The following is a 17,868-nucleotide window of genomic DNA, read 5'->3' on the forward strand; positions in this document are numbered from 1 at the left end:
ACCCACAGGAGCACCCGATGACACCCGAACAGCAAGAGACCGTCTGGGATAAGAGCGAACTCCTGGAGATGCACCGCAAGATGGCGCTGATCCGCGTTTTCGAAGAGCGCGCGAACGAGATGTACACGAAGGGAAAGATCGGCGGCTTCCTGCACCTCTACATCGGGCAGGAAGCCGTAGGCGTCGGGTTCATATCGGCGCTCCGGGAGGACGACTATGTCATAGGCGCGTACAGAGAGCACGGCCAGTGTCTCGCCCGGGGAAGCGATCCGAAGCACGTGATGGCCGAGCTCTACGGCAAGGCCACCGGCGTTTCGAAGGGTAAGGGCGGTTCGATGCACATGTTCGACGTCCCGCGCGGGTTCATGGGCGGGCACGGGATAGTCGGCGGTGGGATACCGCTCGCGACGGGTATCGGTTTCGCCGTCAAGTACCGTGAGGCCGACCAGGTCTGCCTCTGCTTCTTTGGCGACGGGGCGATGAACGAGGGCGCGTTTCACGAGTCGCTGAACATGGCCTCGCTCTGGAAACTGCCGGTGATCTTCGTGCTCGAGAACAACCTCTACGCGATGGGCACGGCGGTCCACCGCGCCTCCTCGATCCCCGACCTGATCCGGCGGGTCTGCTGTTACGACATCAAGCGCGAGCAGGTGGACGGCATGGACCTGATCGCCGTGCGCGACCTTGCGGACAGGACCATCAGCGCCGTGAGAGAGGACAAGGAGCCCCGCTTCATCGAGGCGGTCACGTACCGCTATCGCGGGCACTCGATATCCGACCCGGGCAAGTATCGCACGAAAGACGAGATCGAGGAATGGCGAAAGCGGGACCCCATCGTCCGTTTCGAGGAGCATCTCAGAAGCGAGAACCTGGCGACGGACGAGGAGATCGCTCGAATCCACGATGAAGTCGCGGCGGAGATCGAAGAGGCGATCGCCTTCTCGGAGCAGAGCCCCTACCCGGCCGACGAGGAACTCTATACGGACATATACGTGTGACCCCTGACACGATACAGAGCGCGAAAGAGAGAACCGACCCCATGCCTCAGATCACATACAGAGAAGCATTGAACCAGGCCCTGCGCGAGGAAATGCTCCGCGACGAGAACGTGTTCGTCATCGGCGAGGAAGTCGCGGAGTACGGCGGCGCGTACAAAGTCACGCAGGGGCTGTTCGAGGAGTTCGGAGGAAGGCGTGTCGTGGACACGCCGATCTCCGAGGAAGCGATCGCAGGAACCGGGATCGGGGCGGCGATGGTCGGTCTGAGGCCGGTAATCGAGATGATGACCATCAACTTCTCGATGCTCGCCATTGACCAGATCGTGAACCACGGCGCCAAACTGCGGTATATGTCCGGCGGGCAGGTCCAGGTCGGGGCGGTAGTTCGGGGCCCCCAGGGCGGCGGACTGCAACTCGGCGCGCAGCACTCCCAGTCCCTCGAATCGTGGTACGCGCACGTCCCCGGCCTCAAGGTCGTCTGCCCCGGTACGCCGGCCGATGCCAAGGGCCTGCTGAAGAGCGCGATCCGCGACGGCAACCTGGTGATGTTCCTCGAGAGCGAGGCCCTCTACGGCAGCAAAGGCGAGGTTCCTGACGGGGAGTACCTCATCCCCCTGGGTAGAGCGGATATCAAACGCCCGGGCGAACATGTCACGATCATCACCTACTCGCGGATGCTCGGACTGTCGCTCAAAGCCGCCGACGAACTGGCGGAGGGGGGCATTGACGCCGAGGTCCTGGACCTGATGACGATCAGCCCGATGGACACGGACGCGATCGTGAACTCGCTGGAGAAGACGCACAGGGCGGTCGTGGTCGAGGAAGACTGGCGGTCGTTCGGCGTGGGGGCCGAGGTGGCCGCGCGCCTTCAGGAGTCGGCTTTCGACTACCTCGACGCGCCGATAATGCGCGTGGCGACGGCCGAAGTCCCGATGCCGTTCTCGAGACCGCTCGAGCAGTTGGCGCTGCCGCAGGTGGAAGACATCGTGAGGGTCGTCAAGCAGGTCATGTGACTGCGGATCAGTTGAACACGAGGTTCATGTCCACTTGGAACTTCAGGTCGTCCGCGTCCGCATCGGTCGGCTTCGGACCGTCCCAATCGGTGTACGTTCCGCTCAGCGTGAGGTACTTGTCCGCGCTGACGTTGTGGTCGTACTTGACCTTGTAGGTGTTGGCGGTGCTCTTGCCGCTCGGGGTGATCAACCTGTCGTAGCCGTAGGAGACCTCGACCGCCGACAGCGAGCTCAACTTGCCCGCAAGGCCGAGGCTGTACTGGTCGCGGTCCGTGCGGTTCTGCACGTTCTCCAGATTCTCCCACTGGACATTCAACGCAAGCGTCCTGGCCACGCCCGTCGTCAGCTTGAGACGCTCGACGCTGACCGGCTCGAACTTGCCGCCCTCCTTCTCGGCGTTGCTGGAGAGCAGGTAGCTGAGGCATGTGCTCGAGTTGAACGTGTAACGCACATCGTAGTTCCGAACCAGCCTTGACGATCCCGCGCCCGACCCCAGCGCCTTGTAAGCAAAGCTGTAGTGCAGTCTCCTCTTCGGGTCCGGGTCGCCGGTGATGTTGACCGTCCTGACGGTCGGTGTCTGGCCTTCCTTGGTGATGATGTTGGAATACCCCAGCGCGACCTTGTGCTTCAGGACCGTGCTCTCGACCGAGGCCTGCTCGTTTCGCGTCACGACCTTCTCGCGATTGCTCAACTCAGCGAATCTGAAGCTCCAGTTCACTCCCTTGAAGATACCCCAGTCTCTCGCCGACGGAGGGGCGATGCTCAGTTCGCGGAGCCGGCCGACCGTTGAGCCGTTGTGGATGGTGTCGCCGAAACGCGCGGCAAGAGCGTATCCGCCGAAGACCTTGCCGGTCAGCGCATAGTCCTGAATGACCGTACTGTCGCTGTGGGTGTCAATGATCTTCCTCATCGAACTGAACGCCAGGGAAGACGTCAGGTTCGCGCCCAACGTGTAGTGCTGAACCTTCTCATACGTGCCGTCGCTGTCTTCGATGCTGTCCACGTCGCCGGTGAACCTGATCCTCTGTTTCGGATCATTGTTCAGGTGGTACTTGCTGACCTTGATCTGCTTGTCGGAGCCGTCGGCCTCGGTAGTCGTCTTGATGTCCATCAGGGACCGGAACTCTATCGGGCCGACGGCGGAGAGCTTCATATCGTGATCGAGCTTGTAGGTTTCATGGACGAACGTGCGGTTGGCTTCCGACGCTCCTGCCTGGTCCTCGTACCTGAACAGCATTATCTTCGGGCCGTTCGAAGGGTTGAAGTCTATCTGGTTTCTGAGCTGTCGTCTGAACTTATCCTGCGTGGAGTGCTGAGCGTCGTACCAGAAGCTCTGGAATGAGAGCGCCTTGCTGAACCGGTAGTTGAGCGCCAAGTCGTAGCGCTTCATCCCCTGCTCAGCCGCCATGGACTGCCGGTCCGCATCGGCGAGGTCCATGACCCGCGTGAACTCAGGATCAATGTTCTGGTAGTTGGCCCGAAGATCGAAGTTCGAGCCTTTGACCGAGATGCCGTACTTCATGACGTCGCCGCTGTCGTCGCCCACCCTGGCGAACGAGCTTGCGATGCTGAGACCCGACTTGAGATTCAGGGAGCCGGAGAAGTTCATCCGGTCCATCCCGTACTCATTGCCGAAGTTCGCCTTCTCGGTCGGCGAGAGCATGCCGAGTTTCTTGAAGCCTTCGTCAACCTGCTGCATGAATCCGGAGAAACTGAAGTCCTTCCCCTGGAAGCCGAATGACTGCCTGCTCAGGCCCGATGAGCCGTCTCCAACGTCGAGCATCTGGAGGGAAACCTTGCCCGAACTCAGATCGAGATTGCCCGCGATGTTCCTTCGCTCGATGCCTGTCTCGCGAGCCGCGTGCTCCATGTCCTCCTTGGTCAGGTTCTTCTCGGTCGCACTCGGGTCGAACTCGCGCCGGATGCGCAGGGCGATACCTCTCAGGTCATCCGCGCTCAGGCTGCCGAGCCGCTTGAAACCCTCGTCCACCGAGGTCTGCGACGCCGCAAGCGAGAACCCCTTGCCCGCGAAGGAGAGCGACTGCATGGAGAGCTTCCCGCTCCGATCCGAGACCTCGCTCCATGCGAGGCCGTTCCACGAAGCGTCCTTGCCCATCCCGGCGCCCGGAGCGAGGCTGAGCTGGTAGCTCGACCGCTTCATGCCCTTCTCCTTCGCCCACTGGTCGCGCTCCGGTTCGGCAAGGCCGCCGAACCGGGCGAATCCCGCGTCAATCTCCTGGAGTTTCGCGCTCAGCCTGATGTGGTCGTTGCCGATGTTCAGCGACTGCCTTGTGATGTTGCCGCCCTTGTCCTCGATGGTGCTGAATCCGAGGCCGGTTGTCGCGCCGCCGCCGAGATCCAGGCTCGCGTTGATGCCGAGGCGCGTGATCCCCTTCTCCTTCTCGAGCCTGTTGAGCACGTCGGCCGCCGCGGCGCCCTGTTCGCGAAGGGAAGCGAATCCCGAGAAATGCTCGCCGACATCCTGGTATTCCGTCGTGACCGACAGCTTGCCGAAAGAGAGGTTGGAGCTGTGCAGGAGCATGTCGCCGGATTTCGGTTTCTGGGCCGGGGATGCCTGGCGGTTCTGAAGCGCCTGAAGCGATACGCGGCCCGAGTCTTTCGCCGAGGAAGTGTAGTACATGTTCGTCATGCTCGACTTCGCGCCGAGCGTTGTGGTCAGGTTCGCGCCGAACGTGAGCATGTCCCAACGGGAGTCCTGCCCTGCCGCCTGCCCGCTTCGGTAGGCGTAGGTGACGCCGAGAGAGGTGTTCTGGCCGAGATTCAGGGCGATCATCGGACCGCCAAGGATCTTGCGCTCGCCTGCCTTGCCCGGTACGTAGCGATATACGACCCGCACCATCTGGCTCGGCTTCACCGGATCGAGGAACATCAGCGTGCCGTTGACGTTGTCCAGGTAGTAGTCGCGGTTGCGCAGTTTGGAACTGCCGTCCACGGTTACTGTCTCGCTGTTCGGGACGACGTTCGGGTAGCTGAGCACGTAACCGGCGCGCGTGCCGTTGCCGACTATGGCGTCGTTTGCGTTGACTCCGCGCTCCTTGGAGAGGGCCTCTACCGCCGCCTTCTGGTCGGCGTTCATGGCCTCGGTGTAAGACGGCCGAAAACTCACCAGCGCGTCAGCACTGCTGAGTTGAGTCCATCCGTATCCCGCCGAGCAGATCGTCAGAAACGCCGATAAGCCGACGGTCCATATTGACTTGCTTGCCTTCAAGAGATATCACCTCGCTCCCGCAACCCCGGAACCGGGGCATGGTCGCGATGGGTCTCAGCGAAAGCTCAGTCTAGAACCGCAGACTTACCAGTCCGACCGAGTGTTTCCTGCCCTCTATGCGATCTTCACCTACATTGACTCTGCCGGAGCGCTTCGACGCTAGCCTTGACCGTAGCTGGTCGATCGCCCCCGAGTCATCGAGAACGACTGCCGACTCCGCCGCCTTCTCATCCGAAGGCTTCGCGGACAGCGAGGCCTCGGCCCCTGATTCCGCGCGGGCGACGGTGACGGTCTTAGGTTCGTCCGTCGTCTCGGACGGCGCCGCCGGCTCGTCTTCATCCGGGGTTTCGAGCTTCGGCTCTTCAACTACCGGAATGCCGCCGGCATCGGAGTTCACCACTGCGCTCCGATCGGCAGTCCGGCCGGTCGAGGTTCGTGCCGCGTCGGACGGCCGTCCGGCAGATCTGGCCAGCGTCCTATCGGACCCGGCGAACCTCCTGGCGACAACCGGGGCGGACGAGGATGAGCGCTCTTCGACGGTGACTTCCGGCGCCGCCGGAATCGCCTTCTCGACATGTCCCGTCGGGCTCTTGACGGCGACCGGGGTCTGCACTTGGACGTTGTTCGAGAGCAGGACGCCCATCAGCACGATGGCGGCGGCAACCGGTGCGGTCGCCCACCTTGCCGACGTGGGGATCTGGTCGAAGGCTCTCTGGATCCTGGCGAGGAAGCCGGTCCGGTTCACCGTGGCAGCCTCGATCTGCGCCAGCAGGAACGCGGGCGGCTCGACTTCGGGGGTGGTCCGAAGCATTCCGGTCATGGCCTGGAGCGCTTTCCACTCCGAGGCGCAGGAGTCGCACTCGCTCAGATGCCGTTCGATCATCTCTGCATCCGAGGCCTGCGCTTCTCCGTCGCCGTATGCGGACAACAGCGACAACACTTTCTGACAGCTCATTTCCGTAACCTCCTGTTGGAATTGGACTTACACTACTTCAAACAACCGGGAGGCGCGGATGTTACACCTATTTCTTTTCGGGAGAGGAATTCGATAGAAACCGAGCTTCGCGGCGAAACCGATCGCAAGCGCGAAGGAATAACGCTTCCCGGTCACAAACACTTATCCCGGTAATCACCAATTCGATTTCGAGAGGACCAGCTATGGATTTTGCGAAACGTCTGGACAATCTGTACTCCGACTTCAGCCAACTCGAACGCGGAGTGCCGCACTTAATGAATCGCCTCCGCGCGGAGATGGACTTCGCCGCGAAGTTCGCCGACCTCTTCCCGGACAAGAAGGACAAATGGCGGAAGTTGATCATCAAGGCAGGCGAGTACGTCAAGGACGTGCTCGATCGGGCCGGAGCGGTTGACTTCGAGAACCTGGTCTGCGAGGCCGAGAAGATAATGGAACCGATCGGCAAAGAGGCCAAGACCTACACCGCCCACTGCTGCGGGCACGCCCACATTGACATGAACTGGATGTGGCCGTGGCAGGAGACTGTCAGCGTCAGCCACGATACCTTCAGCACCGTAGATCGTCTGATGGATGAGTTCCCCGACTTCAAGTTCTCGCAGAGCCAGGCCTCGACATATATTGCGATGGAGGAGTTCTGCCCGGAGGTGTTCGAGGCGATCAAAAAACGCATCGCCGAGGGGCGCTGGGAGCCGACCGCCAGCATGTGGGTCGAGGGCGACAAGAACATGGCGTCCGGCGAGATTCTCTGCCGGCACATGCTCTACACCCGACGCTACTTCAAGCAGCGATTCGGCCTGCCGTACGACGCGATCAAGATCGACTGGGAGTGCGACACCTTCGGACACGCGCACACGCTCCCGGGCATCCTGAACCGGGGCGGAGTCACTCGGTACTACTTCCACCGCACCGGCCCTCAGCAGTGGCTCTACTGGTGGAAGGCGCCCGACGGATCGAAGGTGCTGGGCTACCGCGACAAGCTCGGCTACAACGGCGCGATCGTCCCTGAGGTCATACCCTGGATCGTGGACTACGCGAAGGAGACCGGGCTCAAGGACTGGATGTTCATGTACGGCGTCGGCGATCACGGCGGCGGACCGACTCGCGGCGACCTGATGCGGGCGGCGCAGCTCGACTCGTGGCCGATCTTCCCGACGATCAAGCTCTCGACGACCGACGCGTTTTTCTCGATCGTCGAGAAGCAGGCGGGCCACCTGCCCGTGGTTGACGGCGAGCTGAACTTCGTCTTCGAGGGCTGCTACACATCGCAGAGCAACATCAAACGCGCGAACCGGGTTAGCGAGAACATCCTCCCGGAAGTAGAAGCCCTATCGCTCGTGGCTAACGCGGCGGCGGGCACGCCCTATCCGTCGGAGCAGCTGCTCAAGGCCTGGCGGATGGCGATGTTCAACCAGTTCCACGACATCCTGCCCGGCTCGGGCGTCCACGCGACGTACGAGTACGCCCAGGGGCTCTTCCAGGAGACTCAGGCGATTGCGGGCGCTGTTCGCACGAACGCACTCCGGAAGATCGCCGCGCAGATTGACACATGCAAGGCCACCGGGCTGCAGCCGCCGACCGGTATCTGCGGCGCCTGCATAGGCGACTGCACAGGCGCCGGAGCGGGTGATCCCGGCATCGCAGGCGGGGTCTCCGCATACGCGGTCGGGGCGGTCAACGCGGAGCCGGTGGTGATATTCAACCAGCTCGGCTTCCCGAGATCGGACGTCGTGTACACTAAGGTCTGGAACAAGGACTTCCCGCACGACCGCATATCGGTCCGCGACGAGAAGGGCAATGTCACCCGAGGCCAGGTAGTCGGTCAGGGCGGATACTGGGGACACAACTTCATCACCGTCGCGTTCCCGGCTAAGGACGTCCCGGCAACCGGCTACAAGGTCTACACGATAGACCGGGAGGCGACTCCGGTTTCCGCGGAAGGCGTCAGGGTGATCCAGAGCGCCGGGGCCGGTTCAGGCGGCTACGAGGGTACGCTTCAGGGATGGGACCCCGTCTCGCAGGTCAGGATGGAGAACGAGTTCCTGAGCGTCGAGATAGACCCGCCCTCGGGCGCGATCAGGCATCTCATTGACAAAGCCACGGGGTACGACTTCGTTCCCGAGGGGCAGCTTCTCGGAGTTCTCGAGCACGTACATGAGATCTCCAAGGGCATGACTTCATGGGTGATCGGCAAGATAGACCGGGTGAACGTGCTGTCTCAGGACGGCGACTTCAATGTCGGCCAGCAGGGACCTCATCGCGCCACCGTGATCACCAGGCGCAGGGTAGGCGACTCGACCGTCAGCGTCGAGATCGGCCTCAACTCCGGCAGTCCGATGGTGGACTTCACCGTCCAGGCGCACTGGGTCGAGATCGGCACCCCCGAGAAGGGCATTCCGCAGATCAGGATCGCCTTCCCGACGAGGGTTGCGGACCCGAAGGCGACGTACGAGATCCCGTTCGGCAGCATCCGGCGGCCGGTCAACGGTCAGGAGGTTCCGGCGCTGAAGTGGGCCGACCTCTCCGGCGACCGCGTCGGTGCGAAGGGCGCGTGCGGAATCACGATGGTAAACGCGGACAAGTACGGCCACAACGCCGACCGGAACACGCTGAGACTGACGCTGCTCCGGTCGAGCTTCGATCCCGATCCAATCCCCGAGACCGGCGACCACACGATCCGGCTGGCGATCATCCCGCACGACGGCATGGTGTCCGTCTCCGACGCCACCAGGGCCGGTGCGGCGTTCGGTCTGCCGATGAACGTGGCGAGCACGGACATCCACAAGGGAAAACTCCCGCCGAGCAGGGGCTTCGCGGAGGTGCTGACCCCGAACGTGATGCTCGCCTCGATCAAGAAAGCCGAGGACTCGGATGCCGTCATCATCCGCGTATACGAGGTCGAGGGCAAGGACACCGAGGCCCGCGTCAGGCTCACCGACCTGGTGAAACCCGGCACGCCCGCGCGCCAGGTTGACCTGATGGAACAGCCGCTTCCGAAGCTGAAGGCCAAGATGGAGGGGGACGTCCTCGTCGTCAAGGTCCCGGCGTACGGAATCGCGTCCGTGATGGTCGGCTGAGAATCGGCTGACAAGTACGGGCAGGATGTTCGGGATCGGGCATACCCGACATCCTGCCCACTGGTATTATTACCAGTTTTTCGATATTTCGCCACTTGGGTATTGACACTTGCCCGAGTTGGCGTGATAATGGATGCGTGAGTCCCCGGCAGGATGCCCGTGACAGGCCACGTATAGGCGCCTGGACTCCACACAAGACCTGAGAGCGAGCGCGATTTTCAGCTTGCATCGCGGGCGCAAAAGCGGGTGAGTACATACCCCGCGAAAGGAGCAAAAGATGGGAAAATCTCTCGCGATCCTCTTCACAGCTCTACTACTGCTTGCGGCTACGGCAGCCTGGTCTCTTCCGCTGAATGGCTACAACGAGATAGTCAACCCGGGCTTTGAGACAGGAACGCTGTACGGCTGGCAGACCGGCGGCGATATCGTCGTGGGCATTGACGGCCCTGACAACGGCTACGCCGCCACCTGCAAGACACCCGGTGGAGACCTCTGGCTTCGTCAGATCGTTGACGACTCACTCAGTCCCGACTGGCTGCCGAACGGCAACGCAAAGTACATTGACCTCATGGCCCAGGTTGCGTGGTCCGGCTGGCTTCCCCAGGACGCGTCGGTTTCGTTCCGACTGGACTGGTGGGACGAGAGATACAACGGTGAGTGCAATCCGACGCTTCTGCCCTACTACTTCGGCGCGCCTCCCGCGGCCGGCGACCCCGCGCTGGGATACTACGTCAGCGACTGGGTAACCGTGCCGCTCGCGGGCGTTCCGGCCCTGGCATGGCAGACGGTCAACCCGTTCAACCAGATACTGCTTCCGATCCAGCCCAAGTGGGTATCGGTCGAGGTCACCTTCGTGCAGCCGAACGGCGTGTCCGTCTGGCTGGACAACGTGAACCTGACCGGAAAGTGCGTGCCCGAGCCATCCGGACTGCTTCTCCTCCTCGGAGGGGTTGCCCCGTTCGCGTTCAGGTTCGTTCGCAGGAAGTAGTTCGTTCGAGTCACGCTTGGTGTGGAGACTGTGAATCCCGTCTGAACATTGGAAACCGTTTCCATAGTTTTGTGGAGTGCCGTTCGACGATGATGGTCGAGCGGCATTTCTTTTTGTCCCCGCCGGCGGATGTTGAGACCGGGCCCACATCCCGGCAATATTACCGGTTTTACGCTTGCTAGTCTGTTCAGCTATTGACAGAACGCTCAACATGTGCAATAATATTCCCAATCTACGGATTGAAAGTCCATCAGAGGCACGACGACACGGAGGTCGCCCAGGCCCCCGGACGCGTCCAGGCTTCATTTCCCTAACCGCCTGGCCCGTACCACCGGCCATACAGCAAGGCACATGTATGCCTCGCGGAAAAGGAGATGAAGATGGTAAGAGGTTTCAAGCTCGTCTTCGCGCTGGCGCTCGTCCTGAGTTCCGCCGCATGGTCTCTCCCACTCAACGGCTACAACGAGATAGTCAACCCGGGATTTGGCACGGGCAATCTGCAGGGGTGGCAGGCCGGCGCCGACATCATCGTCGCTATGGACGGCCCGGAACACGGATACGCCGCCACGTGCAAGAGACCGGGCGGGGATCTGTGGCTTCGTCAGATAGTTGACGACTCGCTCAGCCCCGGTTGGCTCCCGAACGGCACCGCGAAGTACCTGGATTTGACGGCGGACGTAACCTGGTCCGGCTGGCTCGCCCAGAACGCCTCGGTCTCGTTCCGGCTCGACTGGTGGGACGAGAGGTACAACGCAGAGTCCAATCCGACGCTTCTGCCCTACTACCTCGGCGGACCCCGCGATGCCGACCCGCAGTTGGGCTACTTCGTGAGCGACTGGGTCACGATCAGCCTGGCGAACTACGCCGCCCTCGACTGGCAGACGGTGAATCCCTTCGATCGAATCCTGCTTCCGATCCAGCCGCGCTGGGTGTCGGTAGAGGCAGTCTACGTTCAGCCGGACGGAGTCGGGGTCTGGCTCGACAACGTGAACCTGACCGGCCAGTGCGTGCCCGAGCCTTCCGGCATCGCGCTTCTGCTCGGCGGGATCGCGCCGATCGCTCTCGGCGGACGCCTGATCCGAAGGAAGTAAGACACCCGCACCTCCAACCGTGAAATGCCGCTCGCGCCGCAGGGCCGAGCGGCATTTCTGCTGTCCCCCAGCCGACGTTTTCCTTCGCGCGCCATCCGTGGTAGAATTGGCCCCGGACGACTCGATCCGAAACCCGAGCGTCGTTCAGGGAGACCAACCATAGATGAGCATCCGCAAATCCTCGATTGACAGGGCCGTCCGGGCGGCGATGAGGGCCTGGAAGATACCCGGAGTCGCGGTCGCCGTCGTGCAGGGGGACGAGGTCTACCTCCAGGGATGCGGCGTCAAGGAGATCGGCACGGACGACCCGATCACGCCGAACACCCTCTTCGCCATCGCCTCGATGACCAAGGCATTCACCACCTGCGCCATGGCGATACTGGTGGACGAGGGCAGGATGTCGTGGGACGACCACCCAAGGAAGCACCTGCCGTACTTCAAGCTCTCCGATGCGCATGCCGACGCCCTCGTGACCATGCGAGACCTGGTCAGCCATCGGACCGGAATGCCCCGGCACGACGCGCTCTGGTCTGTAGAGGACCGAGACGCGGAGGAGATCGTTCGGCGCTACGGAGTTGCCCCCCACTCCACCTCCTTCCGTTCCACCTACGAGTACGCAAACGTGCCGTTCTCGGCGGCGGGTCTCTGCGTCGGAAATGCGGCGGGCAGCACCTGGCAGGAGTTCGTCAGGAAACGGATCTTCAAACCGCTGGGCATGAAGGCCGTCACCAGGGTCAGCCAGACCGAAGCCGTGCCGGATCACTCACACGGGCACGTCCCGTACAAGGGGAAGGTCGTCATGGTGCCCGCGCCGACGCACGACAACTCGACCGCGGCCGGCGCGATCAACGCCTGCGCCGAGGACATGAGCAGGTGGATTCGCCTCCAACTGAATGACGGACGGTTCAACGGCAAGCAGATCGTCTCCAAGAAGAACCTCGATGAAACGAAGAAGCCGCACATGGTCGTTCCGGTCGAGAACCCCGACAAATACGGCATTGACCACGGCTCGAACCTGGCGGCCTACTGCCTGGGATGGAACAAGCTGGAGTACCGTGGCGAGATCATTGTGAGCCACGGCGGCTGGCTCAGGGGCTTCACGAGCAACACGACGCTGATCCCGAGGTTGAACATCGGTTTCACCGTGCTGACCAACATCGCGATGGACGGCCCGTCGGGATGCCTGGCGAACTCGCTCCGGGACATCCTGCTGGACCTGCCGAGGCGGAACTGGAACGCCGACATCAAGAAGGTGCACGCCGCGCAGAAGCGGGAGGCGAAGGAGAAAGAGTCCGTCGAGGTGCGCCACAAGGGGACCAGGCCTTCGCGCGAGCTGGCGGTGTACGTCGGCGATTACGAGGACGCCGCCTACGGGACGCTGGCCGTTTCCATGAGGTCCGGCGCTCTCTACGCGAGGTACGGAACGGAGTACAGGCTGAAGCACTACCACTTCGACACCTTTGTCGGAAAACACGAACACCCCGAGCAGCATGAGGACCTGAAGATGACCTTCGCACTCGGACCCGACGGCGAGCCGGCGGCGATAAAGACCTTCGGCGAGGGGTTTACGGTCGAGTTCAGGAAGGTGAAGCCGGAGGGGAAGAAGTAGGTATTGGTGCCGGGTGTTGGTGGTTGGGCGTCGGGGTTTCCTGACGCCGAACACCCGACACCGAATGAAAGGACACTATCATGAAGAAGATCAGAACCGCAGTTATCGGCCAGGGCAGAAGCGGCCACAACATCCACATCGCGGCCCTCAAGGAGATGCCCGACCGGTACGAGATCGCCGCCGTCGCCGATCCGCTCGAAGGGCGCTGCGACGACGCCGTCAACGCAACAGGGTGCGCGGCGTACACCGACTACAAGGAGATGCTCAGGCGCGACGACCTCGACCTCGTCGTCAACGCCACCATGAGTCCCGACCACGTGCCGGTGACGCTCGAGATCATGGACGCGGGGCACAATGTGCTGTGCGAGAAGCCGGTAGCCCGGTATGCCGCCGACGTGGACAAGCTGATCGCCAAGTCCGGAGAGACCGGCAAGCTCTTCGCGATCTTCCAGCAGTCACGGTTCGCGCCGTACTTCCAGCAGATCCTCAAGGTGCTCGATTCAGGCGTGCTGGGGCGCGTCGTGCAGATCAACATCGCGTTCAACGGCTTCGGCCGCCGATGGGACTGGCAGACGCTCCAGGAGATGAGCGCCGGCAGCCTGCTCAATACCGGCCCGCATCCGATGGACCAGGCGCTCCGCCTGTTCGGCTTCGACATAATGCCCGAGGTCAAGTGCGTCATGGATCGCGTGAACACTTTTGGGAACGCGGAGGACCACGTGAAGATCCTCCTCAGCGGCAAGGGCCGCCCCACGATTGACCTCGAGATCTCATCCTGCGCGCCCTACTCGACCTTCATGTACCAGATCTACGCGCAGTACGGCGGTCTGACCGGCACGGCCAACCACCTCGAGTGGAAGTGGTACAAGCCCGAGGAAGCCCCCGAGCAGCATCTGATCCGCGAGCCGCTCGAGGGCCGGAAGTACTGCGGCGAGGACCTCACCTGGCACACGGAGAGCTGGGACATCCCGGAAGAACAGAAGAACTGGTTCGGATACATGGCCAGGCAGTTCTACGGCAACCTGTACGATGCCCTTACCGAGGGAGCGCCGCTCGCGGTCCCTCCGGAACAGGTCCGCAGGCAGATCGAGGTCATCGAGGAATGCCACCGACAGAACCCGCTGCCGAAGTGACGGGAGGATTCGCATGATCGAGGATATCGTCAGAAAGAACCGGAGCTGCCGCCGATTCCATCAGGAGAGGCCGATTGACACGGCCGCGCTGAGGGGGTTGGTGAATCTCGGCAGGCTGTCCGCGTCGGCCGCGAACCTTCAGCCGCTGAAGTACGTCATCTGCAATACCCCCGAGGTGAACGACCGGGTGTTCCAGACGACGATGTGGGCGGGCTACCTCAAGGACTGGCCGGGTCCGGAGGAGGGCGAGCGGCCGTCGGCCTACATAGTCATCCTCGGCGATACGGAGATCAGCAAGGGATTCGGCTGCGACCACGGCATCGCGGCCCAGAGCATCACGCTCGGCGCCGCCGAGAAGGGCATCGGCGGATGCATGATAGGCTCGATTGACCGCGATAGACTGCGGGCGATCCTTGACATAGCTCCGAGATACGAGATTCTCCTGATAGTGGCGCTGGGTTACCCGAGGGAGACGGTCGTGCTGGAGGAGATCGGGACCGATGGCGACATCAGGTACTATCGGGACGCTGAGGGTGTCCACCATGTGCCTAAGCGCGCGCTGGACGACGTCATCCTGGGCGGATAGGAGGCCCCGGCATCACCTGATCCACTTCGCGTGGCCGTCCGCGTAGACGGCGTTGACGCCGCCGAAGTGCTCGCACCCGCGGGCAGGCTTTCCGGGCATCTTCTTTACGAACGCCATGTTCGCATCGCGGATGAGGACGTACTCGGCCGCGCCGACCTTAACCCTGCCGTTGACGACCAGGCCTTCCATCGTGACCGAGCCGCCCTTCTCTTCGGACCGGGTGGCGAAGTGGTAGCTGAAATGCAGGTGGTTCACGCCGTAACGATCTACGTCGCGCGCCGCCACCGGATCGTTCGGGCAATAGGCGACGCCGCTGTCGGAGATGCCCCGGCGGAGCGCCTGGTAGAGTTTCTCGGGGTCGTCCCACTTGCCGGTGTTCCCGAAGGCGTCCTTGCGGCGGTTCAGCCAGGGAGGAAACCTGCCGTCGTACGAATGGGAGTAGAGTTCCATCGCCATGCCCATCTGGCGCAGGTTAGACATGCACTGGGTCTTGCGGCCCTTGGCGCGGACGTTCACGACGGCCGGAAAGATCAGCATCAGCATTACGGTTAGAAATGCGACCAGTATCAGTATCTCGATGAACGTGAGACCGTGACGGTTCTTCACAGAGATTCCCTTCCGCTGAATGCAGCCGGGGGGCTTCACCCTCGGGAGTAAGACGTGACGGCCGGGCAGGAAGATACGCCCTGAGGGTGTTCCGCCGTTCAAGAATAGCAGATTTCGATGCGAGGAGCAAAATGACAAGCCGCGAGAGAGTTAGACGAGCGATACATTTCGACGGACCTGACCGAATCCCCCTGTTCCACGGAGTCCTTCCCGCCGCGATCATGGAGCACGGGCAGCCGCTGCTCGATCTCCTGAGCGAGTACCCGAGCGACTTCGGCCAGGCGTTCGGAATGCCAAAGATCGAGCACCTCCCCCTCGAGTATCGGTCTGGTACCAATACCGACGGCTGGGGAGTCACGTGGGAGAACGACCGTGACGGCATGCTCGGCATCCCGGTCGGGCACCCTCTCGCCGACTGGAGCGCGTTCGGCAGGTGGTCGCCGCCTCCGAACCCGGACGGCGAATGGCTGGCCGGCTTCCAGAAAGGCCTGGAGGAGTCCGGGCACGGGCACTACGCGATGCTGGGCGGAACAAACCTCTTCGAGAGGATGCAGTGGCTCAGGGGCTACGAGAACCTGATGTGCGATCTGGCGCTCGATGCCGAGGAGGCATATCTCCTCCGCGACCGGATAGTGGACCATACGCTGGAGTACATCCTCGAGGCCGTGAAGACCGATGCCGACGGATTCCACTTCGGCGACGACTGGGGGACGCAGCTCAGCCTGATCACGAGCCCCTCAACCTGGAGGAGGTTCTTCAAGCCCGCGTACGCCCGAATGTTCGAGCCTTGCAGGGCCGCCGGCAAGGACGTCCATTTCCACTCCGACGGGGTCACCTGGGAGATCATGCGCGACCTGGTTGACGTCGGCGTGAATGTGCTGAACGTGCAGCACACGATCATGGACATCCGAGAGATCGCGTCGGAGTTCGGAGGTAAGGTCGCGTTCAGGTCGGACCTCGATCGGCAGCATATCCTTCCGCACGGCACCCGAGACGAGATTCGGGCGCACGTCAAGCAAGTCGCCGAGGCCCTCGGAAGCCGCGGCGGTGGGCTGATCGGCCACGGCGAGATCGCGCCGGACGTTCCGCTCGAGAACATCCGCACGATGCTGGAGGCGTGGCGGGAGTTCGGATACTGAGGCTAATCAGGTATCTCGCTCAGTCCGCGAACGGCCCGGCGGATGGAACAATTCGTTTAGAAGGGATCTGCCTGCGATCCTCCCCGGAGACCGGCGGGCGCAATCGGGGCGTGAATCCTCCTCCGCGCCGGATGAGCGCTGTTACACGCGGCCCGAGCGCGCCCGCCTTCATTCATCCCCAGGCTTCGCCGCACTCACGAGGTTTGAAGCTCAGCAATGCGGGGTAATAGAGAGTTACACGCATTGCGGGCCGACAACCCGGGGAGGTGAAAGCAATGGGTACCACGAGGCGCGGATTTGCCTCTATGAGCACGTCGAAGCAGAGAGAGATCGCCAGCAAGGGCGGCAGAGCTGCACACACAAAGGGCACAGCCCATGAGTGGACAAGCGAGGAAGCAAGGGAAGCCGGCCGAAAGGGTGGCCAGGTGAGCCACGGCGGCGGACGTCGGAGTTCGCGCTGAAGGCCGCGATAGAGTTTCTTCAGTCAGGAGGAGCGGCGGGATGACGTGGGTGCCCGCCGCTTTCTCATTTGTCCGGCCGTGGCTTCTCGCCGGGCCTCTTGAGTCCGCAGGCCGCTCGGCATCGTTCGCACCCGCACGCACACAGGGACGCGCCGCACCTCGGGCATGAATACGCCGGAAGCCTCGCATACTCGGCCCCGCAACCGGGACAGATCACCGCCGCAGCCGCCTCGGGCGCGGATTGCGAGAACTTCTTCCCCCGCTCGGTCATAGAACCACCCGCGCTACGAGCCCTCCGACCAGGAAGGCCGTCACCCAGGTCCCCACCCAGATCGCCAGCGCCTGCCGGCCGCCCCGTTCCTTGAAGAGCATGGCGATCGAAGCTACACACGGCACGAAAAGGGTCATGGTGACCATCGCCACCAGCGTCTGGGGCGGCGTGAGAGACATCGCGGCGAACCCGGCGGCACCGAAGTCCCGCCGGATCATACCCATGACGAAAGCGCTCGCGGACTCGCGGGGAAGGAGCAGCCAACCGGTGGTCAGCGGTGCGAATCCCCTCTCCCATAGTCCCAGCAGGCCCGTGACCTGCATCAGCGCCACCACGGCCGAGCCGACGAGAAACCAGGGCGCCGCCTCGCGCATGAAGGCCACCGTCCGGCTGCCGGTCTTACGCGCGATGTTGGCAAGCCCGGGCATCCGCATCGGAGGCAGATCGATCAAGAGCGGGGAGGACTCCCCCGGAAGCATCCGGTGGAGCACGGTCCCCACCGTGACGAGGGCGGCGCCGATCACGCACACAAACGCCGCCGTGTAGCCGAAACCGACCCTGCCCAGGAGCAGCACGATCACACCGAGCTGGGCGGAGCAGGGGATGGCGAAGTTGAGGATCGAGGCCGCGATCGTCTTCTCCCGGTGCGTGCCGAGTATCCGCGTCGTGATGGTCGCCATCGTTATGCAGCCGA

14 protein-coding genes are annotated in these 17,868 nt (G+C 62.7%); 10 read left to right on the forward strand and 4 right to left on the reverse strand.

What is annotated here, in order from left to right; genetic code table 11:
* Positions 1-17: 17 nt before the first annotated feature.
* Both pdhA and KBC96_14410 read left to right on the forward strand, forming a co-directional pair.
* Positions 18-998 (forward strand): pyruvate dehydrogenase (acetyl-transferring) E1 component subunit alpha, encoded by a 981-nt coding sequence (gene pdhA, locus KBC96_14405; protein MBP6965585.1) that lies wholly within the window; start codon positions 18-20, stop codon positions 996-998.
* A gap of 41 nt (positions 999-1,039) precedes the next feature.
* Positions 1,040-2,011 carry a pyruvate dehydrogenase complex E1 component subunit beta gene (locus tag KBC96_14410; protein MBP6965586.1) on the forward strand — a complete coding sequence of 324 codons (972 nt, stop codon included), beginning with the start codon at positions 1,040-1,042 and terminating at the stop codon, positions 2,009-2,011.
* Between the two features lie 7 nt (positions 2,012-2,018).
* Here the strand turns inward: KBC96_14410 and KBC96_14415 are convergent, their stop codons facing one another.
* Positions 2,019-5,240, reverse strand: a complete 3,222-nt coding sequence (locus tag KBC96_14415; protein MBP6965587.1) for a hypothetical protein — start codon at positions 5,238-5,240, stop codon at positions 2,019-2,021.
* A 70-nt stretch (positions 5,241-5,310) separates the two neighbouring features.
* Complete coding sequence (locus tag KBC96_14420) at positions 5,311-6,195, reverse strand: zf-HC2 domain-containing protein (GenBank protein ID MBP6965588.1); 885 nt, start codon at positions 6,193-6,195, stop codon at positions 5,311-5,313.
* 203 nt (positions 6,196-6,398) lie between these two features.
* On the opposite strand from KBC96_14420, the gene KBC96_14425 reads away from it, so the two are divergent.
* From KBC96_14425 to KBC96_14450, 6 genes are all read left to right on the forward strand, one after another.
* A complete protein-coding gene (locus KBC96_14425) occupies positions 6,399-9,290 on the forward strand; it encodes an alpha-mannosidase (protein MBP6965589.1) in 2,892 nt (963 codons plus the stop codon).
* A gap of 277 nt (positions 9,291-9,567) precedes the next feature.
* A complete protein-coding gene (locus tag KBC96_14430) occupies positions 9,568-10,278 on the forward strand; it encodes a PEP-CTERM sorting domain-containing protein (protein ID MBP6965590.1) in 711 nt (236 codons plus the stop codon).
* A gap of 380 nt (positions 10,279-10,658) precedes the next feature.
* Positions 10,659-11,369, forward strand: coding sequence for a hypothetical protein (locus tag KBC96_14435; protein MBP6965591.1), 711 nt, complete (start codon positions 10,659-10,661; stop codon positions 11,367-11,369).
* A 163-nt stretch (positions 11,370-11,532) separates the two neighbouring features.
* The gene (locus KBC96_14440) at positions 11,533-12,978 is read left to right on the forward strand and encodes a serine hydrolase (GenBank protein ID MBP6965592.1); all 1,446 of its coding nucleotides are present in this window, start codon (positions 11,533-11,535) and stop codon (positions 12,976-12,978) included.
* An 80-nt stretch (positions 12,979-13,058) separates the two neighbouring features.
* Positions 13,059-14,111 carry a Gfo/Idh/MocA family oxidoreductase gene (locus tag KBC96_14445; GenBank protein MBP6965593.1) on the forward strand — a complete coding sequence of 351 codons (1,053 nt, stop codon included), beginning with the start codon at positions 13,059-13,061 and terminating at the stop codon, positions 14,109-14,111.
* A gap of 13 nt (positions 14,112-14,124) precedes the next feature.
* Positions 14,125-14,697, forward strand: a complete 573-nt coding sequence (locus tag KBC96_14450; GenBank protein MBP6965594.1) for a nitroreductase family protein — start codon at positions 14,125-14,127, stop codon at positions 14,695-14,697.
* Between the two features lie 12 nt (positions 14,698-14,709).
* Here KBC96_14450 and KBC96_14455 read toward each other — a convergent pair whose 3' ends face one another.
* Complete coding sequence (locus KBC96_14455) at positions 14,710-15,303, reverse strand: DUF1559 domain-containing protein (protein ID MBP6965595.1); 594 nt, start codon at positions 15,301-15,303, stop codon at positions 14,710-14,712.
* Positions 15,304-15,434: 131 nt separating this feature from the next.
* Here KBC96_14455 and KBC96_14460 point away from each other — a divergent pair, with 131 nt between their 5' ends.
* Together KBC96_14460 and KBC96_14465 are read left to right on the forward strand one after the other, a co-directional pair.
* Positions 15,435-16,442 carry a hypothetical protein gene (locus KBC96_14460; GenBank protein ID MBP6965596.1) on the forward strand — a complete coding sequence of 336 codons (1,008 nt, stop codon included), beginning with the start codon at positions 15,435-15,437 and terminating at the stop codon, positions 16,440-16,442.
* A 275-nt stretch (positions 16,443-16,717) separates the two neighbouring features.
* A complete protein-coding gene (locus KBC96_14465; protein ID MBP6965597.1) occupies positions 16,718-16,903 on the forward strand; it encodes a general stress protein in 186 nt (61 codons plus the stop codon).
* A 267-nt stretch (positions 16,904-17,170) separates the two neighbouring features.
* Here KBC96_14465 and KBC96_14470 read toward each other — a convergent pair.
* Positions 17,171-17,868, reverse strand: a 698-nt coding sequence (locus tag KBC96_14470; protein ID MBP6965598.1) for a ferrous iron transporter B, incomplete at its 5' end; no start/stop codon positions are given.

The organism is Armatimonadota bacterium (genome assembly GCA_017993055.1).
Classification (GTDB): Bacteria; Armatimonadota; UBA5829; order DTJY01; family DTJY01; genus JAGONM01.